Raw genomic sequence first — 25,029 nt, 5'->3', positions numbered from 1 at the left:
CGGGGATCTGTGTCGGGCAAAAAAACTGTGGGAGCAGGCTTGCCTGCGAAGAGGTCGGTACGGTCTACGGAAATATCTGCGGCTGATCCATTGTCTTCGCAGACAAGCCTGCTCCCACAGGGTCTGCGCGAAACCCGGCGGGAGCGAACTTGTTCGCGAAGGCGTAGATCAGGCTTAGCCCGCCAACCCTACATACACATTCTGCACGTCATCATGGCCATCGATCGCTTCCAGGAACGCTTCGACTTCAGCCATTTGCTCGTCGCTCAGGCCATCCACGGTGCTCTTGGGGCGATAACCCAGGTGTGCGGACTGCACGACAAAGCCGAACTCAGGCAGCGCCTTGCAAACGGCATCCAGATCGGTCAATTCGGTGAGGAACAGCGTTGCGCCGTCTTCGCCGGGTTCAAAATCCTGAGCGCCCGCTTCGATGGCGGCCAGTTCGGCATCCGCGTCCGGCGTGGCAGGAAGCGCCTCGATCAGGCCCTGATGGTTGAAATCCCAGGCAACCGAACCGGCGGCCCCCAGTTGACCCTTGCGGAACAACACGCGGATTTCCGAAACGGTGCGATTGATGTTGTCGGTCAGGCACTCGATGATCACCGGAACACGGTGCGGCGCAAAGCCCTCATACGTCAGACGCTCGAACGTCACGCCTTCGCCCAGAAGGCCAGCGCCTTTTTTGATGGCGCGCTCAAGGGTTTCGCGAGGCATCGAGGCTTTTTTCGCCTGCTCGATCATGAGTCGCAGACGCGGGTTCATGTCGGGATCAGCGCCATTACGCGCCGCGATCATGATTTCCTTGGACAGCTTGCCAAAAATCCGCCCTTTAGCGTTGGATGCTGCTTCTTTATGCTTGACCTTCCACTGTGCGCCCATGCTTGTTCTCTTGATCCGTGACTGTTCACTGCCCCTTTTCTGTCAGTAAGTACGCTGACAGCTGAGGCGGCATAACGCTGAAAATGAAAGACATTTTATACGCGATAACGCCAGATGAAACCCCTCTGTCGAGCCATTGATCGAACGAGACTGATCCCAGTCAGGAAAATACCTGATTTCGCCTGTACGACCCGTACCAGAGTTGTAGTCCTTTTCCGAAAAGTGGCTTAACGATGACTTTCGCCGCTGGCATTCCGTACCCTGTGCATCCTTGATGTTTTAGGACCGAGGATGCGCAGATGAGCCAAGACAACGGAACGCTGATCACCCTGACGATCGCCAACAACGAATTAGCGCTGCAGGTCATCAGCTTCAAGGGCCACGAAGCCTTGAACAAGCCCTATCGTTTCGACATCGACCTGATCAGCCCGCACCCGAGTATGGACTTCAACGCGCTGATATCGCGCAGCGCCTTTCTGTCCTTCGACGCACAGGACAACGGCATGGAAAACGGCATTCATGGATTGATCGCTGACGCCAGCCAACGCTATGCGGGGGCCAGCGTGAGCCATTATCGCGTGAGCCTGGTACCCAGGATGCACACACTACAACAGCGCAGTCATCGACGAATTTTTCAGGCAGTGAGCGTGCCACAGATCATTGCTCAACTCCTGGAAGAACATGGTATCCACGATGACAGCTACCGTTTTGAACCGATGGTGGGTCTGTACCCGCCACGGTCGACCTGCGTTCAATACGATGAAAGCGATCTGCATCTACTCCAGCGCGTGTGCGAAGAAGAAGGCATTCATTACCGTTTTGAACACCGCCGCACCCACCATGTACTCATTTTTGGCGACGATCCGGGCGGCTTTCCCGAGCAGCCAACGCCGATCTGCGTCCATACCGACGATGGCCAGGCCATACCCCCGGCGACAATCAGCCATATGGCCGAACGCTTTTCTATCCAGCCCAGCTACAGCAGCCACGGCAAATCCCCCATTGACCAGGCCGCCGTGACAGCCCAGGAAAGTACAAGCCTCGCGCCAGCAAGTGACCCCGCCGCCAATCAATCCTGCAAAGCCTTCGGCCGTGTCGAACAATCGAGCCCTGAAGAGGACAGACGCCGGCAACTGAGCGAGCGCACGCTGGAGCGTTTGCGTTGCCAGAGACGGCAGGTTTACGGCCACAGCAACCAAGCCTCACTGGTCAGCGGCCAGATTCTGCAGGTGCTTGCGCACCCCAACAACCTGTTCAACGATCAGTGGCTACTGACTGAAATCCACCATGCGGGCAAACAACCCCAACTGCTGGACGGCTTTGATCCGCTCGATATCGCCGCGATATTCGATCACGATCCACCCCCCAGCGGAAAAGGGTGGCATGCCCCGAATCATCCTCCAGGGTGCGTGCCGGGTACCGATATCGCGCCGTTCAGTCACGGCTATCGCAACCATTTCCGCGCCATCCCTTGGGCCATGCCCTTCCGCCCACAGCCCAAACACGCCAAGCCGCAAATGCCGGGTGACCAGACGGCCACGCTGATGGGTGTGGACGATCAGCCGGTTCAGCGCGATGAGCAGGGCCGGGTTCAGGTCCGGTTTGACTGGCAACCTGACAAAAATACCGACAGCCATTGCTGGCTACCGCTGGCCACGGGCACTGGGGTGCTGCACGCGCTAACGGGGGGCGCTCAGGTGGTGGTGCGTTATGTCGACAATGACCCTGACCGGCCCTTGATCTGCGGCTCTTCGACCGAAGCCCCCACGACCCAAGCCCTTACGACAAAGGTGCTGCTGCCGCACATTAGAATTGATGATCTGACGCTGGACTCTGTGCCCGAGCATATTCATTTGAGCGCGGGTCAGACACTGCGCGCGAATGCCAGCCGTACATTGACGCTGAACACCGCAGGAACCCGTATTGAGCTGCAACCTGAGAGCATCCAGGTCTCGGGCCTGCAAAGCCTGTCCAAAATGCCCAATCACACCTATGGGCGGCGTGAGGATGCGCCAATCCAGGACACCGCTTTGTGCCACGAAAATCGGCCGCCCTATGGGCAACCTCCGTCGTCCAGCCTCGACCTGCGTCTGACGGAAGAGCCCGGCATGCTCGGACAACCCTTGGCTCATCGCGTCTGGTATATCGTACGCATGGACGCACCCAGCCTGAAGAACCTGGCACGCCTGGAGTCGCAGCATTTTCTATTCGAAGGCAAAACCGATCACGAGGGATTTCTTGGCCTGGACCACGAACAGCTTCAGCAGTTGGCCACCGAATACCGAAAAACCCCACAACGGCTCTGCCTGGTACACCCCGGCCACTGCCTGCCACTGGCGCAGTACTTCCAGCAGAACTGGACACCGCAGCAACTTCTAACCTTCAGCCGCCCCAACGTCCCTGTCGAGCCAGCCCCGCCGTTGTCGTCACCCTCTGCACCCGCCGACTTGAGCGCACTGTTCCAATGGTTGAGCCGGCCTTAGCCGCACAGTGGGCGATTAACGACCCTTGAACAGAGGCTCACGTTTTTCGATGAACGCTGTCATGCCTTCTTTCTGATCCTGCGTGGCGAAGGCCGCATGGAATACCCGGCGCTCGAAACGAATGCCCTCCGACAGACTGACTTCAAAGGCACGATTGACGCTTTCCTTGATCATCATCGCCACCGGCAAGGATTTAGCGGCAATTTCTTCTGCTACTTTCAGCGCTTCGTCCAGCAGATCGTCGACCGGCAACACCCGCGCCACCAGCCCTGAGCGCTCGGCTTCCACGGCGTCAATCAGGCGTCCGCTAAGGCACATTTCCATCGCCTTGGCCTTGCCCACGGCGCGCGTCAGGCGCTGGGTGCCGCCCATGCCCGGCAGCACACCGAGCTTGATTTCTGGCTGACCGAATTTCGCGTTGTCGCCCGCCAAAATAAAATCGCACATCAGCGCCAGTTCACACCCTCCGCCCAGGGCAAAACCAGCCACGGCCGCGATCATGGGTTTACGTCGACCGGCGACGCGGTCGCTGTCCGAAAACAGATCGTCCAGATAAATCTGCGGGTAGGTCAACTCGACCATTTCCTTGATATCGGCACCGGCAGCGAAGGCTTTTTTCGAGCCTGTCAGCACGATACAACCGATATCGCGATTAGCGTCCAACACGTCCAGCGCCTGATTCAATTCACTGACCAGCTGCGCATTCAGGGCGTTCAGCGCCTGCGGCCGGTTGAGGGTGATCAGTCCAACTCTACCTCGGATCTCCATCAAGATAGTTTCGTAAGTCATTGATATTTATCCTTAAACAGATAACAAAAAATAAGAACGCCATTCAACAAAACACATTAACTTATCGAGATAACCTAATGATAAATAACGTTAAAGGCTTCTCGAGATCACCATTCTTTGAATATCACTGGTGCCTTCATAAATCTGACAGACCCGCACGTCGCGGTAAATACGTTCCAACGGAAAATCGCTGAGGTAGCCATAGCCGCCCAGTGTTTGCAGGGCGCTGGAGCACACTTTTTCGGCCATTTCCGAGGCGAACAGTTTGGCCATGGAGGCTTCGACCAACGCAGGTTTACCACTGTCACGCAGGGCAGCCGCGTAATGCACCATTTGCCGGGCAACGGCGATTGAGGTCGCCATGTCAGCCAGCCGAAATGCCACAGCTTGATGTTCGATCAGTGTTTTGCCAAAGCTTTCACGCTCCTTGGCGTAATCGCGCGCCACTTCAAAGGCTGCTCGGGCCATGCCGACCGATTGCGAAGCAATGCCGACGCGCCCACCCTCCAGGTTGGCCAGCGCGATTTTGTAGCCTTCACCCTCTGCGCCCAAACGCTGCTCGACCGGAACTTTAACGTCTTCAAACAGAATCTGGCAGGTGTCGGAGGCATGCTGACCGAGCTTGTCCTCGATCCGCGCTACTTTATAGCCGGGTGAATCGGTCGGCACAATAAAGGCCGTGATACCACGCTTGCCTGCACTGGGGTCGGTGACGGCGAACACGATCACCACTCCCGCATTTTGCCCGGAAGTGATGAACTGCTTACAGCCGTTGAGCACGTAATGATCGCCCTCAAGCCGGGCGCGGGTGCGCAGGCCGCTGGCGTCAGAACCGGCCTGAGGTTCGGTCAGGGCGAAGGCGCCCAGCATGGCGCCGCTGGCCAAGGGCCGAAGAAAGCGCTCTTTCTGCTCATCGTTACCGAACTTGAGAATGGGCATACAGCCCACGGAGTTGTGCACGCTCATGATGGTCGAGCAGGCTCCATCACCAGCCGCAATTTCTTCCAGGGCCATGGCGTAGGCCAGATACCCTGTATCACAGCCGCCCCATTGCTCGGGCACCAGCATGCCAAAAAAACCCAGCTCAGCCATCTCGCCGATGGCCTGACGCGGGAACGAATGTTCGCGATCCCATCGCGCGGCAAACGGCCTGAGTCGCTCTTGGGCGAACTGACGGGCCGCGTCACTGATCTGCTGCTGTTCTTCTGTGGGTAGCATGACTTTTCCTCGATAACCGTCTCAGTACAGGCATTCGACCGCAATGGCTGTCGCTTCACCGCCGCCAATACACACGGCGGCTACGCCACGGTGCAGGCCTTTCTGGCGCAGGGCCGACAGCAGCGTGACCAGAATCCGTGCACCCGAGGCGCCAATCGGATGACCCAGAGCACAGGCGCCGCCGTGGATGTTGACCTTGCTGTGGGGCAGTTCCAGCTTACTCATGGTCACCAGCGCGACCACCGCGAACGCTTCATTGACTTCGAACAGGTCCACTTCGTCCAGCGACCAGCCGGTTTTGCCCATCAGTTTTTTGATCGCCCCTACTGGCGCGGTCGGGAACAACCCAGGCTCGTCAGCGAACGCTGCATGGCCACGGATCACTGCCAGCGGCTTGAGCCCGCGTGCCAGTGCTTCTGATTGACGCATGAGCATCAACGCCGCTGCACCATCAGAGATCGAACTGGAGTTGGCCGCTGTCACCGTGCCACCTTCGCGGAAGGCCGGTTTCAGGCTGGGGATCTTGTCCAAACGGGCCTTGGGCGGTTGCTCATCGTCACTGATCAGACGTTGCTCCTTACCCACTGTGACCTGTACCGGGACGATTTCGGCAGCAAAACTACCGCTGCTGATCGCGTGCTGTGCCCGTGTCAGGGAAGCGATGGCGAAGTCATCCTGCGCTTTACGGCTAAAGCCATTGAGTTCGGCGCAGTCCTCGGCGTAAGTGCCCATTAACCGGCCCTTATCATAGGCATCTTCGAGGCCATCGAGAAACATATGGTCGATCACTCGACCATGGCCCATGCGATAACCGCTGCGTGCCCGGTCCAGCAGATAAGGTGCGTTGGACATGCTTTCCATGCCGCCGGCCACCACGACTTTAGCGCTGCCGGCGACCAGCAGATCATGGGCCAGAATCGTCGCCTGCATGCCCGAGCCGCACATTTTGTTCAGCGTGGTGCACACCGTCGACGTGCTCAGCCCTGCACCCAATGCGGCTTGCCGGGCGGGCGCCTGACCCAATCCTGCCGAGAGCACACAGCCAAACAGCACCTCTTCCACATCCTGCGGTGCAACGGCGGCGCGCTCGACGGCGGCGCGAATGGCTGCCGCGCCCAATTGTGGCGCGGTCAGGCCTTTGAAATCGCCCTGAAAGGCACCCATTGGGGTGCGCACGGCACTGACGATAACAATAGGATCTTGAATGGTCATAACTAGCTCCTCAGCTACTTGGCTGCCATACGCAAGGCACCGTCGAGACGGATCACCTCACCGTTGAGCATGCTGTTTTCAATAATATGCCGAACCAGCGCAGCGAACTCTTCGGGTTTGCCCAGACGCGGTGGAAACGGTACGCCCGCAGCCAGAGCGTCACGCACTTGTGGCGTCATGCCAGCCATCATCGGTGTTTCGAAAATACCGGGAGCGATGGTCATCACGCGAATGCCGAAGCGCGCCAGCTCGCGGGCAGCAGGCAAGGTCATGCTGACGATGGCGCCCTTGGACGCTGCATACGCGGCCTGACCGATCTGCCCGTCGTAGGCGGCCACCGACGCAGTATTAATGATGACCCCGCGCTCGCCGCCCTCACCTGCTTCGGTCTTGGCGATGGCCGCAGCCGCCAACCGCAGCAGATTGAAGCTGCCGATCAGATTGACCCCGATCACCCGGCTGAAGCTCTCCAGCCCATGCGGGCCGTCCTTGCCAAGGATTTTTTCGGCACCGACCACGCCCGCGCAATTGACCAGCCCGTGCAGCCCGCCGAATGCGTCCACAGCGGCCTCAACGGCCGCTTGCGCTGCGGCTTCCTGGCTGACATCGGCGACGGCCCAACGCGCCTGAGCACCGAGCTTTTCAGCCTGGGCGGCCACGGCTTGCGCATTCATGTCCACCAACATGACCTTCGCGCCCGCTGCTACCAGCATCTGTGCGGTGGCTGCACCGAGGCCCGAGGCGCCACCGCTGACCAGAAAAACCTTGTCTTGAATCTGCATAAAATTCCTTGAATCACGCGGTATGGGGAGCGGCTTGATCAGCCTGGGCTTTGGCGATTTCCTGATTGCGCAAAATGAAGCGCTGGAGCTTGCCGCTTGGGGTCTTGGGCAGTTCGCTGACGAATTCTATTTCCCGTGGATAGGCATGCGCGGCCAGACGCTGGCGGACATACAGGCGCAGCTCTTCGGCCAGTTGCGGGTCGGCGCGGTAGTGCTGAGTCAGCACGACAAAGGCTTTGACCAGTTCGGTGCGCTCCGGATCCGGCTTGCCGATGACCGCCGCTTCCATCACGGCTGGATGCTCAATCAGCGCGCTTTCTACATCGAAAGGACCTACCCGGTAACCGGAGGTCGTGATCACATCATCACTGCGGCCGACGAAGCTGATGCTGCCATCGTCGTTCAACTCCACGGTATCGCCGCTCAAGTAATACTTGCCAACGAAAGCACTGGTTTTCGTGCCCTTGTAACCGTCGAACCAGCACAGCGGCGATTGCTCGCGATCCACCGCGAGAATTCCCGGCTGCCCGGCAGGTAATTCTTCACCGTCTTCGCCTAACACCACAATCCGATGCCCCGGCACCGCAAAGCCTGCCGAGCCCATTCTTACCGGGTGTGCCAGGCCATGATGGTTGCACAGCACCATGCCCAGCTCGGTCTGCCCGTAATGGTCATGAATGGTAACGTCGAGGTTTTCAGTGAACCAGCGAATCACCTCCGGGTTGAGCGGTTCCCCGGCGCTGCTGACTGCGCGCAACTGGCCCTTGATCGGTTGGGCGAATTCGGCACCGGCGCTGATCAACATACGAAAGGCAGTCGGTGAGCCGGCCAGGTTGGTGATCCCGTATTTGCGGATGATCCGACAGGTGCTTTGGACCGTGAACGGGCCTTCATAGAAGGTCGTCGGATGGCCCAACGCCAACGGACCGGTGACTGCGTAATAGAGGCCGTAAGCCCAACCCGGGTCGGCCAGGTTCCAGAACGCATCTTCCGGGCGCAGGTCGATGGCATCGCGCATATACCCCTGAAACGCGACAATCGCCCGCAATGGCACCGCCAACGGTTTCGCCGGGCCAGTGGTGCCCGAGGTGCACATCAACATAAACGGTGCATCCGCAGGCAACATGACCGGCTCGCACGCCGCAGGGTGGTTCTCCACTTCGGCCCAGAAACTGAAATCACCCCGTACGATGCCCGCGCCCTTGACCCCACCCACGGTGACGATCAACGGGCAATTTGGCACGTCCGTCAGTTTGTGACGGTTATCACCGTCAGTGACCACCAGCACCGCGTCCGAGCAGTGCAGGCGATGCTCGATGGCTTTCGGTCCGAAGGCCGTGAACATCGGCTGATACACCGCGCCGACCCGCCAGGTACCCAGAATCGCGATCAGCAACTCGACCGTGCGCGGCAATAAACCGGCGACGGTATCGCCCGGCTTTACGCCCTGGGCCTTGAGAAAATTGGCGAAACGTCCGGCTTTCTCTTGCAGCTCGACGAAGGTGTACGTCGCGCTGGCACCCTCGCGACCTTCCCAGAACAACGCGATGCGCCCTGGCAAGGCGTGACGATCACAGCACTCAACGCAGGCATTGAGCGCAGTCAACTCGCCCTGGAGTGTGGCATTGCAGGTAGCTTGATAATCAAATGTGTTGGCAGCGTGCGTATATTCGCGCATTTCATCCTCGGTCTTTTATTCTTGGAACCGTAAGAACAGTTGCAAGAATAATCACCCCGAGGACGGGCGCGGGCAATGGTCAAAGCTATCAAGTTAAGTGACTGGTTTGGCCAATGTGAATCGCTTGACTCCGGCGCCTGACACCCGCGCCCCTATCCCTACTCATACGCCCAAGATCAAACTCCGATAATGCCCCGGGTTCGAACCTGACCATTTGCGAAATGCCTTGTAGAACGAACTGGTGTCCGCGAACCCCAGGCGCTCGGCGATGTCGGCGAAGCTGACCTCGGCGTCGGCCAGCCAGACAATCGCCAGCTCCTTGCGCACACTGTCTTTAATCGCCTGATAGGTCTGGCCCTCTTCAGCCAAGCGCCGACGCAGGGTCGATGCCGACATGCACAACGTTTGGGCCAGGGTCTCGGTTTCCGGCCAGCGCTCGGCGGGCAGCAGGCGCAAGTCGTTTTTGATCCGACTGGCGAAGCTTTCCGGGTCGCGGTATTTCACCAGGATATTGGCCGGTGCGCGGGCCAGAAAGCGCTTGAGTTCCTCGACGCTGCGTTTGATCGGCAGGTCCAGGCAGTCGGCGGAGAAAATCATCCGCGTCCGTGGCCGGTCGAAGCGCAGGTTTTCGGAAAACATCACAGCGTAGTCTTCGCAGAAGTCCGGTTCCGCGCAGCGCAGCTCAATGGCCAGAATAGGAATTCGTCGCCCCGCCAGCCAACAGGCGACACCGTGGACGATCATCCAATAAGTGAAATACGTAAACGCCCGCTTCGGCGGCCCGTCGTGCTCGTCCAGGACAATTTCCGCGAGGCTCTGCTGACGCACCAATCCCGCCTGCAAGTCCTCCAACATCAAGGACAGAAAGCTCAAGCCCGACTCCAGCCCCGCCGCGACCGTTAACTGGGCCATGGACGAACGACACAGAAACTCAAGACTGCCCGACCTCAGACGCCGTGGGTCCATGCCGAAAAACTCATCGTCCAGACGCCGCGCCAGCAACCGCCACAGCCGCGCATACGCCGTCGCGGGCACCCGCGCAGTGGCCTGCCCGAACAACGCCGGCGCAATCCCGACCTTGCTCAATACCTCATCGGTGGCCGCCCCAGGCGCACAACTCTGCAATAGCGCTTCTCGCACCAGTTGCATGGAGATGGTGTCTTTTTCCAACATGAATGATTGCCTGTCCCTGCCGAGCGTTTCTGCACACCCTGGCGTGTTGACGGTTACTGCCGGCCATCATCTTAGGGGGCGACGCACAAAAAGCCAGCGCAAGGTGGTGCAGGGTTAGGACGTGGCCGCGCAAAACGAACCTCCACCGCCCCCTGCGGTCGCACAGTTGAACCGCTAGGATAAACAAAGGCCGAATTCAACGACTCGGCCTCTGCCTCGCAAACTGGAGCGTCACCCATGCCGCTACGCCCGATCCGCGCCCTGCTCGCTTCGCTGTTGATTCTGGTCTTGAGCGCCTGCGCTCTGTTCCCTCAACGCGATCCGCTGAACATCAATGTGGTAGGCATCGAGCCGCTGCAAGGCCAGGACATGGAGCTGCGCTTTGCGGTCAAGCTGCGCCTGCAAAACCCTAACGAGCAGGTCATCAATTACAATGGCGTTGCCCTGCAACTGGACATCAACGACCGGCAACTGGCCTCCGGGGTCAGCGATCAGCAAGGTTCCATACCGGGTTTCTCCGAAACCGTGCTGGTGGTGCCCGTCAGCGTGTCGGCCTTCGCTGCACTGCGTCAGGCGCTGGGGCTGACACAAACCCAGAGCCTGGACAACCTGCCCTACGTGCTGCACGGCAAACTCGCGGGCGGCCTGTTTGGCACGATGCGCTTCAGCGACAGCGGCACCCTGAGTCTGCCTCCATCGGTCTACGGCAACTGGTGATTATTCATTGATGAAGCGCACGCTGGCCTTGACCCGCTCATCCACCACCCGCTCAAACACGTCTGGCCGGGCATAATGGCCGACCACGTCGAAGTCATAGCATAGGGTGTTTCTCAGCGCTCCATCCAACGCGCCAGCCGTAGCCTGACCCGCGACGGCAGGCGCGTACGATTGTAGGCGTCGGCGGCCTTGCGAATCGCCTCCGCCTGCGTGGGATAGGCGTGGATCACCAGGGCCAATGTGCGTAGGCCGACCCCCGCGACCATGGCCAGGGTGATTTCGTTGATCATGTCGCCAGCATGGCGGGCGACAATGGTAGCGCCGAGAATCCGATCCGTACGCTCCCGGACGTGGATTTTCACGAAACCATCCTCCTCGCTGTCAGTCACCCCACGATCGACCTGATGCATGGGAATGGTGAAAGTCTTCACCGGAATATCCTGAAGGTTGGCCTCGCGCACGTACAAACCGACGTGAGCGATTTCCGGATCGGTGTAGGTACACCAGGGAATGACCAGCCCGCTCATTCGCTCGTGACCGCGCAGCAGTGCGTTCTGCACAACGATGCGCGCCGAGGCCAAGGCAGTATGGGTGTACTGGTGTTTGAGGCAGACATCCCCGGCAGCGTAGATCAGCGGATTGCTGGTGCACAGAAAGTCATCGACATGGATTCCCACCTCGGCGTCGTAGCCGACACCCGCGGCTTCCAGGCCCAGGCCCTGGACATTCGGCGAGTGACCGATGCCGGTGAGGATCGCATCGACGGCGACCGTATTGCGGTAATCATCGCTGATCAGGTCAACCAACTTCTGCCCGCCCTCTGCGCGCACGGCAACAACATTCGTATTCAGGCGCACCTCGATGCCGTCGCGGGCGAACGCATCCGAAAGCAGTTGCGCGGCGTCCCGCTCCTCATTGCCGAGGAACAGCGGCAGGTCCTGCACGATGGTGGTTTTCGCACCCAGCCGGCAGAACGCCTGAGCCAATTCACAGCCAAGGGGGCCACCCCCGATCACCAGAACGCGGCGCGGCAACTCGGTCAGATCGAAGACGTTTTCATTGGTCAGGTAACCCGCCTGCACGAGCCCGGGAACCAGCGGGATGTTCGGGGACGCGCCAGTCGCGATCAGGGCCTTGCGAAAGCGCAGGGTCTGCCCATCGACCGTCAGCGAATCGGCTCCGGTGAAGCGCACTTCGCCAAAGAACACATCCACACCGATCGCCCTCAGCCGCGCGGCCGAATCGCCGCCACTGAGATGACTGCGGATACGCCGCACGCGCGCCATCGCGGCAGCGAAGTCGATTTGAATATCGCCTGGCACTTGCGCGCCGTAGCGCTGGGCATCGCGCATTTCGGCATACAACTGCGCCGTCCTGATGATCGCCTTCGACGGCACGCAGCCAGTGTTCAGACAATCACCGCCCATCAACCTGCATTCGATCAGCGCCACCCTGGCACCGAGAGCGATGGCGGTTTTCGCGGCGACCAAGCCCGCCGGGCCAGCACCAACTATCACCAGGTGGTAGCGTTCGGCGGCCTGCGGATTGACCCACTGCGGCGGATGCACATTGGCCAGGCGCTGGCGCTCATAGGCATCCTGGGGGGTGGTGATCGAACCATCGTAGTCTTGCGACATCAGCGTGCTCCCAGGCGTGGCGGCTGTTGCAACCAACCGCCGTAGAATCCGGCGCGTAGCAAACCGTCGCGGATGTAAGGGCAGGCGCGCATCAGCTCCCAAATCCGTTGGCTACGATGGTTCTCGATCATCATCAGTACGATGCCCTGATCAAGCCCGTAATGCCCTGCGGACACCCAAGCGCGTCCGTTGGCATCGGAGAGGCTGGGATTGAAACTGCTGGAAAAGCGCCCTTCGACGCACATTTCCGGGTAGCAAGCCATCATGTGTCGCACCGCTTCGAGGACGATCTGCGGCGCAAACGGCAGCGACGCCAGCACCGATGGTGCGCACAGGGTGCCGTCGTCCGGCCCGTACGGCACGCCACGGGCGGCATAACCGAACAGCCGTCGCCGCTCATTGGACAGCTGCGGCTGCTCGTCGCTCGGCCCATCGCAAGCGGACAGGCCCCAGCAGTTTTCAGCGTAGCCGGCGAATTCATGGGGGTTGCGTCGCGCGTACTCGCGCTGGATGTAAGCGGCGCTCCGACTGTTCTGGAAATAGTCCGAGCGTTTTTTGTGCATGAAACCATCGCGGATGCCGCGAAAGTCTATCCATGCGTGGGAGAAATGGTGGACGAACAGCGGCCCGGCATAGAGATAGTCGTGATCGTAAAGGTTTTCCCACTGATAGGTGGCGGTCCATGCCCGATAGCAGTCGCCGACGATCGGGTTGCTTGGCGAACCAAGAGCGAGCACATACAGCAAGATGGCTTCGCTATACCCTTCCCAACCGTAATGCAGAAACCCGCATTCAGGTTTCCAGCCCTGCCTGATCGTCTCACCGCTGTCCTGCGCCCATCGCCAGTCGATGCGCCGGTAGAGAAAATCGGCCAGCTCCCGCAGTTCGTTCTCGTCGGCGGTGTCCGCGCCAAAGTACAGGCTCGCCGTCAACACGCCAGCGATCAGCAGCGCGGTGTCGATCATCGACAGTTCCGAGCGCCAGACGCGCACGCCCGTATGGAGATCGAGGAAGTGATAGTAAAACCCCTTGTAACCGGTCGCCGAAGGGCTAGCGCTTTGATCGCTGGCCTGGAAAAAGCGCAGCGCGGCGAGGCTGAGCCGTAGCGCATCGGCCCGGGTCAGCCAGCCCCGATCCACGGCCAGCGGATACGCTGACAGCGCGAACCCGACCACCGCGATGCTGACCGGCGAGCCGGGACGCGAGGTGTCGGCCACCAGCCCGTTGAGCGGGTTCAGGGTCTGCAGAAAATAACCGAAGGCGGCACACTGCAGGCGGTCCAGAAGTACGTCATCGGCGAGCATGGACAGGGGTGTAACTGTTTGCGACATGTCGATTCTCCAGTGGCGCACTCGTGTACCCGGGGCCTAAAGATCAAGTTCCAGGCGATGCGCACATCCATCCAGCGGCACTCGAACGGATCCTTCCTCGCAGTTCTGCGGTACACCATCAAGCAGCGCCTGCACGAGACCCCGACAACGGACCCCGGCCGACTTCAAGCTGACCTTGTAGTCGCTGCCGTCCAGCCTCAGGCTGGCTTCAAAACCCGGCCAATGACGTGGGATACAGGGGTCGACAACGAGGAATGCACCCTCGCGGCGCAACCCCAGGATGCCCTCCACACCGGCTCGGTACATCCAGCCGGCCGAGCCGGTGTACCAAGTCCAGCCGCCCCGACCGATATGCGGCGCGACGGAATAGACATCCGCGGCGATCACATAAGGTTCGACCTTGTAGCGCTCGACCTGCTCTGGGGTACGCGCATGGTTGATCGGGTTGAGCAGCGCGAACAGATCGGCAGCCTTGTCACCCTCCCCTAGTTTGGTCAGCGCCAGGATCGTCCACATCGCCGCATGGGTGTACTGCCCGCCATTCTCGCGCAGGCCTGGCGGGTAGCCTTTGATATAGCCGGGGTCAAGTGGCGTGTGCGCGAACGGTGGGGTGAACAGCAGCGCCACGCCGTCGCTGCGGCGAATCAGCAGACGCTCCAGCGCGGCCATGGCCAGCCTCGCGCGGGCAGGCTCGGCGCCGCCGGCGAGTACCGCCCAGGACTGCGCGATGGAGTCGATCCGACATTCATCGCATGCCGCCGAGCCGAGCCAGGTGCCATCGTCGAAGGTCGCCCGGCGATACCATTCGCCATCCCATGCCTCACGCTCCAGCGTCTTGCGCAGCAGCGCCGCATGAGCCCGCCACAACCCGGCACGCTGATCATCGCGGCCGTCGGCTAAAGGCGCAAAGCATTCCAGGGTGCACAACAGCAACCAGCCGAGCCACACGCTCTCGCCCTGCCCACCCGCGCCGACTCGGTTCATACCGTCGTTCCAGTCACCGCTGCCGATCAGCGGTAGGCCGTGGGCACCGGTCAATTCTATGCACTGGTCGAGGCCGCGAGCGCAGTGTTCGAACAGCGATGCCGACGTGTCCGCAGGCATCGGCTGGAAAAATGCGTCGCTCTCGTCGGCGTGCAACTTCGGCCCTTCGATGAACGGCACACTCTCGTCCAGCACCTTGCAATCCCCCGAGGAAGTGACATAGGTGGCACAGACAAAGGCTAGCCAGACACGATCATCGGAAATCCGCGTGCGAACCCCCTGCCCCGTCTGCGGCAACCACCAGTGCTGTACATCACCCTCGACGAACTGCCGGGCGGCAGCGCGCAACAGATGACTTCGGGTTAGCGACGGGCACGCAAAAGCCAGTGCCATACAGTCCTGCAACTGGTCGCGAAAGCCATAGGCACCACTGGCCTGGTAGAACGCCGAGCGAGCCCAGATGCGGCAGGCCAGGGTCTGATAGAGCAGCCAGCCGTTGAGCATAATGTCCAGCGTGCGATCGGGCGTACGCACCTGGACCGCGCCGAGCACCTCGTCCCAGTGCCGCTTGACTGCTGCGAGCACCTCGTCCAGATCACGCTCGCGGTAACGCAGCACCATCTCCCGCGCAGCCTCGGTCGAACCGGCCTGGCCGAGCAAGGCCAGCACCTCGACAGACTCACCTACGCGTAGCTCGACAAAGCACTGCAACGCCGCGCAAGGGTCCAGGCCGGCACCGCAGGCCCCGGACAACGGCGCTCTGCCGAGCAGCGCCTGGGGCGCCGCCGGCCCGCAATGGCGACCGAGGAACTCGCAGCGGTCGGCGGTCCAGGCGCTTTGCCGGCCACCGAGGTCAGCAAATGCCACGCGCCCCGGGAAGGCAATGCTCCACGGATTGTGCGCCAGGAGCGCACCACTGCCAGCGTCGATTTCTGTCTGGATGAATGGTCCGCTGGCGCCACGCGAGGTGCCAAGCACCCATTCCACATAGGCGGTGACCGACAGCCGACGAGGTCGCCCCGAGAGGTTGCGCAGGGTCAGCCGGGAAATCTTCACGGGATCGTCCAGCGGCACGTACAGCAATAATTGCGCCTGGATACCGTGCGCTGTGTGGCTGAAGTGGCTGTAACCGAAGCCGTGCGCAGCGCGGTAGACACCGCCGTCGCGGATCGGCTGCGCGGTGGCGCTCCACAGCTGGTGGCTCTCCTCGTCACGGATGTACAACACCTCGCCCGCCGGATCGACGGTTGGGTCATTGGACCAGGGGGTGAGCTGGTTGTCCCGGCTGTTCTCGGCCCAGACATAGCCACTGCCTTCCACCGAAACCTGGAAGCCGAACGTCGGGTTGGCGATCACGTTGATCCACGGTGCCGGCGTCGTCTGGTCACGGTCGAGGACAGTCAGGTATTCCCGCCCGTCACGGTCGAAGCCTCCCAGGCCATTGAAAAATTCCAGGTCGCCACCCTCGGCCGTCGACACAGGCGATGGCCATGCCGGCGTTGAGGGCGGCTGACGGGCGCTGATCCCGTTGCGCGGTGCCAGCTGAGGCAGGCGTGCGAGCTGGGCGGCAATGGAGCCACGATGGGCGACCAGTTGGACACGCGCCACGGCTTGCAACAGCGCCCGCGCTTCAACGCTCATCAGGTCGGCTCGCAATGTGTAGACCGCACCGCGTCGGTGATCCTCGCCAAAACGCACGTGCGACTGGCTGCTGCGCACTGCAGTTTCTATCGCCACCTGTAACTCCTGCACATAGGACGACGCCCGCTCGTTGACGATGACCAGGTCGATGTCCAGGCCCTTCATCCGCCAATACTCGCGTGCACGCAGCAACTGCCGGACTTGGGCGATGTCCTCGACTTCGTCGATGCGCAGCAGGACGATTGGCAAGTCGCCGGAAATAGCCAGCGGCCACAACCCCGATTGGCACCCTGCGCCACGCTTGAGGGCGTCCGCCGATGCGCGAAAACGTGGGTCGGCATAGAGGATCGGCGTGGCCAGGCGATGGAAGTCCGCCGCCTCTTCGGCGTCGATGCCCAGGTCGCGCAATTGCACTTGGGCCTGGGTCCAGGCCAGGGTCTTGGCGCGCTCGAAGGCATTGCGTTCATGGTGTTTGTCGATCAGGTCCAGTAGAGCCTCCCGCGAACTTGCGACCACGGTCCAGAAGGCCACCCGTGCGACCTTGCCGGGCGCAACTCGCAGGCTCTGGCGCAATGAGAAGATCGGGTCCAGGACCGTCCCCTGGCTGTTCGACAGCGCCCGGTGCCCGGTGATCGCCAGCGCCTCGCGCACGCTACGGTTCCTGCCCAGAAAGCGCGCGCGGTCGGACTCGAACTGGGGATCGGCGATCAGTTCGCCTTCCACCACCGCAAAATGCGCCGCCCACACCGGCGTGTCCTGCGGCGTACGCGGGCGTCGGGTGGCGACCAGTGCGTTGAATTCAGCCAGGTATTCGGTCTGCACGAACATTCGCGAAAAAACCGGGTGCGCGCTGTCAGCGGCCTGTGTCGCCAGGACCACCTCGGCATAGGACGTCAGCTCGATGTCCCGTGGCCGCCGCCCGTTGTTGATCAGCGAAACCCGCCGCACTTCACCGTCGTCCTCCCCGGACACCAGCACTTCCAGGCGGGTCACCAGCGAACCTTCGCGATGGATGAACTCGGCATGGTCCTCGTCGAACAGGACCTCGCCGTTTTCCACCTCGCGGCCGCTTGGCTGCAGCGTTGCTGACCAGACGGCCCCGCTCTGTGTGTCACGCAAGAAAATGAAACTGCCCCAGTCATCGCGGGTGGTGTCCTCACGCCAGCGTGTCACGTCGATATCCCCCCAGCGGCTGTAACCCGCGCCTGCCGAGGTCAGCATCAACGCGTAGCGACCGTTGGACAGTAGCTGCGTGATTGGCGCGCCGCCGACCACCCCTCTGATGCGCCGCAAGGTGGGTGTCTCGCTGCGGCCCTCGGCCGCGGAAACCGTCACCTCTTCAGCCCTTGGATGCGCCAACGCCACATCCCGTGGCACGCGCTCCTGCAGTAGCAGCTCGCAGGCCTGGATCATCGGCTCGCGGTGAAAGCGGCAGCGCATCCTTCCATCGTGCAAGGTATTGGCGATGGCGACGATGGTCATGCCCTGGTGGTGGGCCATGAAGCAGCGCACGATCGCCACGTTCTCGTCGTCCGGCAGCCGCGAGCGGGTGAAGTCCAGCGCTTCGTAGAAACCATAGCGGCCTTGCGCGCCCATCCCGGCCAGCCGATCGTAGTTACGTCGTGCCGCCTGCGGGTCGATCATCGCCGCCAGACCGGTCGCATAAGGCGCGACCACCACGTTCTCGGAAAGCCCGCGTTTGAGGCCAAGCCCGGGCACGCCGAAGTTGGAGTACTGATAGGTGAACTCCAGGTCACGGGCATTGTAGGCTGACTCCGAAATCCCCCAGGGGATGCTCAGCAAGCGACCATAGGATTGCTGCAGCGCCACCACCAGGCGAGTGCTCTGCTCCAACAGGCTGCCGGCCGGCGCGCGCATCACCAGTGACGGCATCAGGTATTCGAACATCGAGCCGGACCAGGAGATCAGCGCCGAGCCGCCGGGGACTGGCGTTGCAGTGCGCCCAAGGCGGAACCAGTGACGGGTCGAGACATCACCCTTGGCAATGGCGAACAGGCTCGCCAGCCGTGCTTCTGAGGCAAGCAGGTCGTAGCAACTGGGGTCGAGACGATTGTCGATCTGGGAGTAGCCGATTGATAGCAGTTTGCGTTCTGGGTCAAGCAGAAAGCCGAAGTCCATTGCCCCGGCCATTGCCCGTGCCGTATCGGCTAGGGTCTGCAAGCGCTGCGCCAGCGTCGGCTGCGCCTCGTCCGGCACCTTGCGGTCACGCAGGTGTTCGGCCACCGCCTTGCGCAGCGCCTCGATCCAGAACAGCAAGTCGCCGCCCTCGCCCGCAGCGATAACCCTGGCGGCCACTTTGGCAGCCTTCTCGGTCAACCGTTTCAGATTCGGCAGCAGCGCGTCGAACGCTTGCAGTCCCTCCAAATGGACGTGAATTTCCTCCAGGTCGTCGTGCAATTGACGCAGTGACTCCCCGCCCACGGCCGGCAGCACGGCGATGGCCTCCCGCACCAGCCACAGGTCGTCCATAAGACCGCTGCAGGCCTCTTCTGCCAATGGGCTGGCCCGCCATTCCTCGCAGGCATTGGCAAGCACGATCAGGTGCCCGGCGAAGTTACCGCTATCGACCGACGACACATAGGCCGGATTCAGCGCACGCAGGTCGCGGGTCGCATACCAATTGAAGAAGTGCCCGCGGTAGCGCGGCAGCCTCTCCAGGGTGGCCAGGGTCGCCTCCAGGCGTTCGACCGTCTCGATGCTGCCGGCCCAGCCAAAGTCGCGGGCAGCGACTGCAGAAAGCAGGTAGAGCCCGATATTAGTCGGCGAGGTGCGGTGTGCGACCACCGGTTTTGGCTGCTCCTGGAAATTGTCCGGCGGCAGCAGATTGTCCTCGGGTGTGACGAAGGTTTCGAAGAAGCGCCAGGTGCGCCGCGCGGTCAGGCGTAGGGCATGGGCGTCCAACGGCGAAACCGTGCGCAGGCGGGCGACCTGCGATGGTCGACTGCTAAACAAAGCCACCGCCGGCGCCACCAGCCAGAGCAGCGCCAGTGGCCCGATCAGCGGCCAGGAGGCTGGCACCAACGCCAGCCCGGCTGCGCTCATCAGCAGCGCCAGTGCAGTGCCGCTGGCCATTTGTCGGTAGCTGCCGCCCAGGTCGGGCAGCGGGCAACCCGAGGACTGCGCTGCCGTGGTCCATTCGAGCAGGTGATTGTGGCTCAAGAACAGCCGTACCAGCGTACGCCCGATAGCGTCGCCCATGCGCCACGCCTGGTCTGCCAAAAAGGCTAGCGACAGCAGAATCCGCAGGACCGCGCGGCGCAGATCGGCGCCGAGTATCGCGAAGTGATGGCGCAAGCGGATGCCACGTCGCTGCGGTATCAGGGAGCAGGCGATCGGCAGCAGGGCCGGGACCGCCAGGGTCGCCAGCACGAACAGTGTGGCGAGCAGCGCCAAGGGTAACGGCAGCCACCAGCAAAGCACGAGACTGGCCAGGGTGAAAGGCGCCAACAGCGAGCGGCGCAAGTTATCAAGCATCTTGCAACGGCCGATCGGCGGCACCGCCTGGGGCCCCGTCCAGTGTCCGAGCACCCAAGGCAGCAATTGCCAGTCGCCGCGCGTCCAGCGGTGCAGGCGCTTGGCGGTGACATCGAAGCGCGCTGGGGGCTCCTCGACCACTTCCACATCCGAGGCCAGACCGGCGCGGGCAAAGATGCCCTCGAACAGGTCATGACTGAGCAGCCGGTTGTCGCCGACCCGGCCACCGAGCACGGCTTCGAAGGCATCCACATCGTAGATGCCCTTACCGGTGTAGGAGCCTTCGCCGAAGAGGTCCTGGTAGACATCCGAAACCGCCGCCGCATAGGGGTCCATGCCACCGGGGCCAGAGAACACCCGCCGATAGAAGGAGCCTTCGGCGCCCATAGGCAGCGAGGGCGTTACCCGCGGCTGCAGGATCGCGTAGCCGCTGACGATGCGCTTCAGCGTGGCGTCGAAACATGGGTGGTTCAACGGGTGAGCCATCTTGCCGATCAGCCGAAGCGCCGTCTCCCTCGGCAGGCGGGTATCGGCGTCAAGGGTGATCACGTAGCGCACCCCGGACGGCACATGCGGTTCCTCGCCAGCAATGGGCATGAAGCTCGTGTCGCTATCCCCTCGCAATAAACGGTTTAGCTCGTGCAGTTTGCCGCGCTTGCGCTCCCAGCCCATCCAGCACTGTTCGCTGGCATTGAACAGCCGCCGCCGACAGAGCAGGAAAAAGCGCTGGCCGCCGGGGCCAGGGCCATAGTGACGGTTCAGCCGCTCGATTGCCTCGGCTGCCACGCCAAGCAGGTGCGCATCGCTGTCGAGTTCCTCTTGCGGCGCATCGATACCATCGGCCAGCAGGACGAAGGCCAGATCACCACTGATTCCCGCCAGATGATGGACCTCCAGCCGCTCGACCTGCTCCAGCAGGTCGGCCTCGCTGGTCAGCAGGGTCGGCATCGCGACCAGCGTACGTAGCGCCTGCGGCACACCGGCAGACAGCTCCAGCCCTGGCAGGGTAATGGCGCCGAAGCTCCAGGTGATAGTACGATTGACCAGCGCCGTGGCCACCTCGCTGACCGGCAAGAACATCCACAGCACGAACAGTATGATCCAGCCCACCATCACGGACGGAACCGCCAGCGCCCAAGCCATCAACGCCAGCAACAGCGCGGTCACCACAAAGATGCCGCCGACATAGCCGCCGATGCCCAGGCGAATATTGAAGCGGCTGATGCGCAGGCGCATCGGCGGGTGAAATCCGATGGCTAGTTCCAGCGCCGGGCGGCCCTCCGCGATCAGGTGGTAGCCAGGATCGCTCGCACGCTCATCCCCCTGCTCGCTCGGGCCGGCGCTCTCGGCTTGGCGGGCTGCTTTCAGTGCCCGGTCGGCGACCTGCAGTTCCGATAGTGCGCAACCGCGCGCCAGTTGTTCGATGGCACTGCGGTACAGGTTGCGCGTCGGGAAGTCCATGGCGGCGAACGCACTGCCCGCACGCAAGTGCACATCGACCAGGCTGACGCTTTCGAACAGATTGGCCCAGTCGATATCGGAGATCAGCCGCATGCTGGTGATAACGTTGCGTACCGTGACATTCGAGGCGCCCTGGCGTTGCTGGGCATGCTGCACAACGTCCTCGACGCTAACGCCCTGTTCTTGCAGGCGTTCGTCCAGCCAGCCCAGTGCCGGGTTCGTACGCGGATCCTGGTCACGCAGGCGCTTGGCAAGGTGGGCGGCGAACATCTCGGGCAACCGCCCGGACGGGCGCGCGGCGATATCCGCCACCAGTGCCGAGCGGGCGCAGTCGGGCGCGAGCAAGCGATTGGCCAGCCCATCGGCGTCGGCACGGGCCACGCGATCATCGTCGATCTGCTCGGTGAGACGGCGCAAGTTCTCGATCAGGACGATACGCAGGGTGATCGCCACCGCCCACAGCTCGCCGATGGTCAGTGGCTGAACGCGCTGGTAGGCGACGATGAAGCGCCGCAACATGTCGAGATCGAGATGACTGTCGGTATGAGCGACGAAGGCCCAGGCCAGGCCAAAGACCTGCGGATAGCCGGCGAACGGCCCCTCGGCCAGTTTCGGCAACTGGCGGTAATAGCCGGGGGGCAGGTCATCGCGAATCTCTCGGACCTGCTCCTCGACAATATGATAGTTATCCAGTAGCCATTCGGCGGCGGGCACCACGCTCTGGCCGCTCTCAAGCTCCGCGGCGCTCGCCCGGTAGGCGGCGAGCAGGATCGCGGCATTGTCGTCAAGGCGCACATGCAAGGAAAGTACGGCGGGTGGCCTGGGCGCCACCCGCTGGGCGACGGCTAGGCTCGCGGCATGTTGCTCAAGCCGCTCAATACCGAAAAGCGCCTCCCGTACCGGCGTGTGGTCACTCCATGGTGGTGATTCAGAGCGCAGCCCAAACACCCGGCGCAGGATCGAACGCATCGATAACATTGCGCTGCTCAGTTCAGCCAGGCCCCTGTCAGTCAAAGCCGCCCCATCAAGAGCAGTACGATGACGATGACCACCACAATACCCAACCCACTGGTTGGTGCGTATCCCCAGTTCCTGCTGTGCGGCCAACTCGGGAAAACGCCGATCAGTAGCAGGATGAGGATGATTAACACGATTGCGCCCAAGCTCATGACTATCTCCTTGGACGCATGAAAAAGCGGGCTTGCTGACTGTCACTCAGAGAGCGTCCGGCCATCTGACTGACACCAGATTGCGCACCTTCATGGGGATGAGTCTGTACGCTGACGCACACAGTCCGTAAGGGACCGCGATACCTCGCCTTGACGGATCTCTTAGCGTGGGTAACCGCGCCACGCGCCGACAATGCCTGAGCAGCTTGTCATTACTAGCGGGCGCCCTGCGATATTAATGGGCTGTAAGGCGCGTGGAGGTAGGGCAGCAGACGGTCGGTCTCAGCCTTCACCACCGCGTAGCACTCGCAGCTCAGTTGCTCCAGCTTGGGCCGATCGAGTACTTTGATATGCCCGCGGCTGTATTCGATGGCGCCCAGGCGCTGCAATTTTCCTGCCGCATCGGTGACACCCTCGCGACGTACCCCAAGCATGTTGGCGATCAGCTCCTGAGTCATCGTCAGTTGATTGCTGGGCAGGCGATCCAGAGACAGCAGCAGCCAGCGGCACAGCTGCTGATCGATCGAGTGATGGCGGTTGCACACCGCCGTCTGGGCCATCTGAGTGATCAATGCCTGGGTGTAACGCAGCATCAATTGCAGCATGTCGCCGTGGCGGTTGAATTCGTCCTTGAGTCGTTGGTCCAGCAGCCGATAGGCATGCCCGGCGCTTTGCACGATGGCCCGGCTGGGCGTGCTTTCGCCTCCCATGAACACTGCGACGCCAATCAACCCCTCGTTACCCACCACCGAAATCTCCGCCGAGGCGCCGCTCTCCATCACGTAGAGCAGCGAAACGATGCAGTCGGTGGGAAAATACACATGACGCAACGCATCGCCAGACTCGTATATAACCTTGCCAAGTGGCAGAGGTATCAGCTCGAGATAAGGGAACAAGCGGTCTTGTACCTCCGCTGGCAATGCAGCGAGGAGGTAGTTCTGTTGGGGGGAAGGCTTTGTGGGCATGATCACCACCGTGTCGGAAAGAACCTTCCGGTTTCAGCAGGATAGACCAGTATTTTGGAGATTACCGAGTCTTTTATCGACCCGTTCGCTGTCTGAAAATGCAGAAAACTCTTCGCCTGAAATCATGACTGGGTGGTGGGTGTCGTAGGTGATGTTGCACGCGTTGTAGTGGGCTGGTCAGAACATGGGTGAATGGGATATCACGCAGGTGCGGTGTAAGTGTCTTCGTTTCGCCCTCGCCGCGCGCAGTCAACGGAATATCCGTGCGGCCCGTATGCTGGCGGGAAAGCGTCCATTGCGTTTCGCCGTGTCTGACAAGATAAAGATGCACGGGCTTGGGCTTGGGAGTGTTCATACGGCCTGCCTTTCCAGAGCAGCGTCGTATTCACCACGGCATGCCGCGTGGTTACATCTGAGCCTGTGTAACAGAGCCTGTTGTGCTGCCACCACATTGGCCTCCTCACCGCGCCAAATCTCCAAAGCCGGTTGCTGGACGGCACGGGCAAACGAAAACGCCAATACCCAGGGCAGCCGTGACTTGAATCTCACATTCATGGCATTTAATCGGGCCGAAGCCAACTCTCCCGATTGGCCCCCCGACAAGAACACAATGCCCGGCACAGCGGCGGGTACGGTTCGCAGGAGGCAACTCACGGTCGCGTCGGCTACCGCGAGCACCGTTGTCTGGGTGGCGCAAGCCAAGCCGGGAAGCACCATATTAGGCTTCAAAAGCATCCCCTCAAGCAGCACTCGTTGTGCGTGCAGCTGATTGAAGACGATTCGCAGAACACCTTCCGTGACTATGGCGCACTGTTCCAGGGTATGTTCACCGTCCATAAGCACCTCCGGCTCGACGATGGGGACCATTCCCGCCTCTTGGCACAACGCGGCATAACGGGCCAGCGCCTGAGCGTTAGCCTCGATGCAACCGGAGCTGGGAATGTCACCACCCAAAGTGATCACCGCACGCCACTTGGCAAACCGGGCGCCCATTTGAAAGTATTCTTTAAGCCGATCACGCAACCCATCCAAACCCTCGGTGATTTTCTCTCCAGGATAACCGGCCAAGTCTGTTGTACCGATGTCCACTTTGATCCCAGGAATAATGCCCGCGCCGCTCAGGGCTTTACTAAATGAGGCGCCATCTTTTGTTCGCTGACGGATTGTTTCATCGTAGAGAATTGCACCATTGATGTATTCACCGAGACCCGGCGTGGTCACAATTAGCTCCCGATAGGCGCGCCGAGCCTCCTCGGTCTGAGGAATACCCAACTGGGCAAAGCGTCGGTTGCACGTGGGGTTGCTTTCGTCCATGGCCAGCAACCCTTTGTCGTTTGTGACCAGCGTCTTCGCGGTGTTTATTAGCGCTTGCGCATTCATACTCAACCCCTTGTTAACAGCAGAATCAGGCGCTC

General features: G+C 61.4%; 16 protein-coding genes and 1 pseudogene. 2 read left to right on the top strand and 15 right to left on the bottom strand.

From position 1 onward, the window contains the following. Positions 1 to 174: 174 nt before the first annotated feature. A complete protein-coding gene (locus tag AC1ME2_RS25685; RefSeq protein ID WP_480437957.1) occupies positions 175 to 879 on the bottom strand; it encodes a YebC/PmpR family DNA-binding transcriptional regulator in 705 nt (234 codons plus the stop codon). A gap of 299 nt (positions 880 to 1,178) precedes the next feature. Here AC1ME2_RS25685 and AC1ME2_RS25680 point away from each other — a divergent pair, with 299 nt between their 5' ends. Further along, positions 1,179 to 3,362: a type VI secretion system Vgr family protein gene (locus AC1ME2_RS25680; RefSeq protein WP_480437955.1), complete on the top strand. Its 2,184-nt coding sequence runs from the start codon at positions 1,179 to 1,181 to the stop codon at positions 3,360 to 3,362. Positions 3,363 to 3,377: 15 nt separating this feature from the next. Here AC1ME2_RS25680 and AC1ME2_RS25675 read toward each other — a convergent pair whose 3' ends face one another. From AC1ME2_RS25675 to AC1ME2_RS25650, 6 genes are all read right to left on the bottom strand, one after another. Beyond that, positions 3,378 to 4,151 (bottom strand): enoyl-CoA hydratase, encoded by a 774-nt coding sequence (locus AC1ME2_RS25675; protein ID WP_480437953.1) that lies wholly within the window; start codon positions 4,149 to 4,151, stop codon positions 3,378 to 3,380. 90 nt (positions 4,152 to 4,241) lie between these two features. Beyond that, the gene (locus tag AC1ME2_RS25670) at positions 4,242 to 5,369 is read right to left on the bottom strand and encodes an acyl-CoA dehydrogenase (protein ID WP_480437952.1); all 1,128 of its coding nucleotides are present in this window, start codon (positions 5,367 to 5,369) and stop codon (positions 4,242 to 4,244) included. Positions 5,370 to 5,390: 21 nt separating this feature from the next. Continuing rightward, positions 5,391 to 6,581 carry an acetyl-CoA C-acyltransferase gene (locus AC1ME2_RS25665; RefSeq protein WP_480437951.1) on the bottom strand — a complete coding sequence of 397 codons (1,191 nt, stop codon included), beginning with the start codon at positions 6,579 to 6,581 and terminating at the stop codon, positions 5,391 to 5,393. A 14-nt stretch (positions 6,582 to 6,595) separates the two neighbouring features. Next, the gene (locus AC1ME2_RS25660) at positions 6,596 to 7,363 is read right to left on the bottom strand and encodes an SDR family NAD(P)-dependent oxidoreductase (protein WP_480437950.1); all 768 of its coding nucleotides are present in this window, start codon (positions 7,361 to 7,363) and stop codon (positions 6,596 to 6,598) included. Between the two features lie 13 nt (positions 7,364 to 7,376). After that, positions 7,377 to 9,041, bottom strand: coding sequence for an acyl-CoA synthetase (locus AC1ME2_RS25655; protein WP_480437949.1), 1,665 nt, complete (start codon positions 9,039 to 9,041; stop codon positions 7,377 to 7,379). A gap of 162 nt (positions 9,042 to 9,203) precedes the next feature. Beyond that, positions 9,204 to 10,214 (bottom strand): AraC family transcriptional regulator, encoded by a 1,011-nt coding sequence (locus AC1ME2_RS25650; RefSeq protein ID WP_480437947.1) that lies wholly within the window; start codon positions 10,212 to 10,214, stop codon positions 9,204 to 9,206. A gap of 237 nt (positions 10,215 to 10,451) precedes the next feature. Between AC1ME2_RS25650 and AC1ME2_RS25645 the strand changes: the two genes are divergently transcribed. Further along, entirely contained in the window at positions 10,452 to 10,931 is a 480-nt protein-coding gene (locus AC1ME2_RS25645; RefSeq protein WP_480437945.1) for an LEA/WHy family protein, read from the top strand. Here the strand turns inward: AC1ME2_RS25645 and AC1ME2_RS25640 are convergent. The 8 genes and pseudogenes from AC1ME2_RS25640 to AC1ME2_RS25605 form a co-directional block, all read right to left on the bottom strand. After that, positions 10,932 to 11,030 (bottom strand): annotated as a pseudogene (locus tag AC1ME2_RS25640) (carbon-nitrogen hydrolase family protein); the annotation flags it as partial. 14 nt (positions 11,031 to 11,044) lie between these two features. Then, positions 11,045 to 12,568 (bottom strand): mercuric reductase, encoded by a 1,524-nt coding sequence (locus AC1ME2_RS25635; protein ID WP_480437944.1) that lies wholly within the window; start codon positions 12,566 to 12,568, stop codon positions 11,045 to 11,047. Then, the gene (locus AC1ME2_RS25630; RefSeq protein WP_480437941.1) at positions 12,568 to 13,899 is read right to left on the bottom strand and encodes a glucoamylase family protein; all 1,332 of its coding nucleotides are present in this window, start codon (positions 13,897 to 13,899) and stop codon (positions 12,568 to 12,570) included. Before AC1ME2_RS25630 ends, AC1ME2_RS25635 begins: the two co-directional genes overlap by 1 nt. Before the next feature lie 36 nt (positions 13,900 to 13,935). After that, positions 13,936 to 22,458, bottom strand: coding sequence for a glycoside hydrolase family 94 protein (locus AC1ME2_RS25625; protein ID WP_480437938.1), 8,523 nt, complete (start codon positions 22,456 to 22,458; stop codon positions 13,936 to 13,938). 32 nt (positions 22,459 to 22,490) lie between these two features. Further along, positions 22,491 to 22,649: a DUF3309 family protein gene (locus tag AC1ME2_RS25620; RefSeq protein WP_480437936.1), complete on the bottom strand. Its 159-nt coding sequence runs from the start codon at positions 22,647 to 22,649 to the stop codon at positions 22,491 to 22,493. A 215-nt stretch (positions 22,650 to 22,864) separates the two neighbouring features. Next, positions 22,865 to 23,614 (bottom strand): Crp/Fnr family transcriptional regulator, encoded by a 750-nt coding sequence (locus AC1ME2_RS25615; protein ID WP_480437934.1) that lies wholly within the window; start codon positions 23,612 to 23,614, stop codon positions 22,865 to 22,867. 73 nt (positions 23,615 to 23,687) lie between these two features. Further along, complete coding sequence (locus AC1ME2_RS25610) at positions 23,688 to 23,969, bottom strand: histidine phosphatase family protein (protein WP_480437932.1); 282 nt, start codon at positions 23,967 to 23,969, stop codon at positions 23,688 to 23,690. Then, positions 23,966 to 24,994: a class I fructose-bisphosphate aldolase gene (locus tag AC1ME2_RS25605; protein ID WP_480437930.1), complete on the bottom strand. Its 1,029-nt coding sequence runs from the start codon at positions 24,992 to 24,994 to the stop codon at positions 23,966 to 23,968. Before AC1ME2_RS25605 ends, AC1ME2_RS25610 begins: the two co-directional genes overlap by 4 nt. Positions 24,995 to 25,029: the final 35 nt, after the last annotated feature.

Source organism: Pseudomonas sp. ASL9 (genome assembly GCF_056680335.1).
Note: the sequence above shows the minus strand (reverse complement) of the source record. Positions and strands in the feature narration are given on the sequence as shown.

What these genes read in the sequence shown, in the direction of transcription:
- AC1ME2_RS25605 (WP_480437930.1), bottom strand. Translation starts at nt 24,994, where the DNA reads ATGAATGCGCAAGCGCTAATAAACACCGCGAAGACGCTGGTCACAAAC.
- AC1ME2_RS25615 (WP_480437934.1), bottom strand. Translation starts at nt 23,614, where the DNA reads ATGCCCACAAAGCCTTCCCCCCAACAGAACTACCTCCTCGCTGCATTG.
- AC1ME2_RS25630 (WP_480437941.1), bottom strand. Translation starts at nt 13,899, where the DNA reads ATGTCGCAAACAGTTACACCCCTGTCCATGCTCGCCGATGACGTACTT.
- AC1ME2_RS25625 (WP_480437938.1), bottom strand. Translation starts at nt 22,458, where the DNA reads ATGTTATCGATGCGTTCGATCCTGCGCCGGGTGTTTGGGCTGCGCTCT.
- AC1ME2_RS25645 (WP_480437945.1), top strand. Translation starts at nt 10,452, where the DNA reads ATGCCGCTACGCCCGATCCGCGCCCTGCTCGCTTCGCTGTTGATTCTG.
- AC1ME2_RS25670 (WP_480437952.1), bottom strand. Translation starts at nt 5,369, where the DNA reads ATGCTACCCACAGAAGAACAGCAGCAGATCAGTGACGCGGCCCGTCAG.
- AC1ME2_RS25650 (WP_480437947.1), bottom strand. Translation starts at nt 10,214, where the DNA reads ATGTTGGAAAAAGACACCATCTCCATGCAACTGGTGCGAGAAGCGCTA.
- AC1ME2_RS25635 (WP_480437944.1), bottom strand. Translation starts at nt 12,568, where the DNA reads ATGTCGCAAGACTACGATGGTTCGATCACCACCCCCCAGGATGCCTAT.
- AC1ME2_RS25680 (WP_480437955.1), top strand. Translation starts at nt 1,179, where the DNA reads ATGAGCCAAGACAACGGAACGCTGATCACCCTGACGATCGCCAACAAC.
- AC1ME2_RS25665 (WP_480437951.1), bottom strand. Translation starts at nt 6,581, where the DNA reads ATGACCATTCAAGATCCTATTGTTATCGTCAGTGCCGTGCGCACCCCA.
- AC1ME2_RS25655 (WP_480437949.1), bottom strand. Translation starts at nt 9,041, where the DNA reads ATGCGCGAATATACGCACGCTGCCAACACATTTGATTATCAAGCTACC.
- AC1ME2_RS25685 (WP_480437957.1), bottom strand. Translation starts at nt 879, where the DNA reads ATGGGCGCACAGTGGAAGGTCAAGCATAAAGAAGCAGCATCCAACGCT.
- AC1ME2_RS25620 (WP_480437936.1), bottom strand. Translation starts at nt 22,649, where the DNA reads ATGAGCTTGGGCGCAATCGTGTTAATCATCCTCATCCTGCTACTGATC.
- AC1ME2_RS25675 (WP_480437953.1), bottom strand. Translation starts at nt 4,151, where the DNA reads ATGACTTACGAAACTATCTTGATGGAGATCCGAGGTAGAGTTGGACTG.
- AC1ME2_RS25610 (WP_480437932.1), bottom strand. Translation starts at nt 23,969, where the DNA reads ATGAACACTCCCAAGCCCAAGCCCGTGCATCTTTATCTTGTCAGACAC.
- AC1ME2_RS25660 (WP_480437950.1), bottom strand. Translation starts at nt 7,363, where the DNA reads ATGCAGATTCAAGACAAGGTTTTTCTGGTCAGCGGTGGCGCCTCGGGC.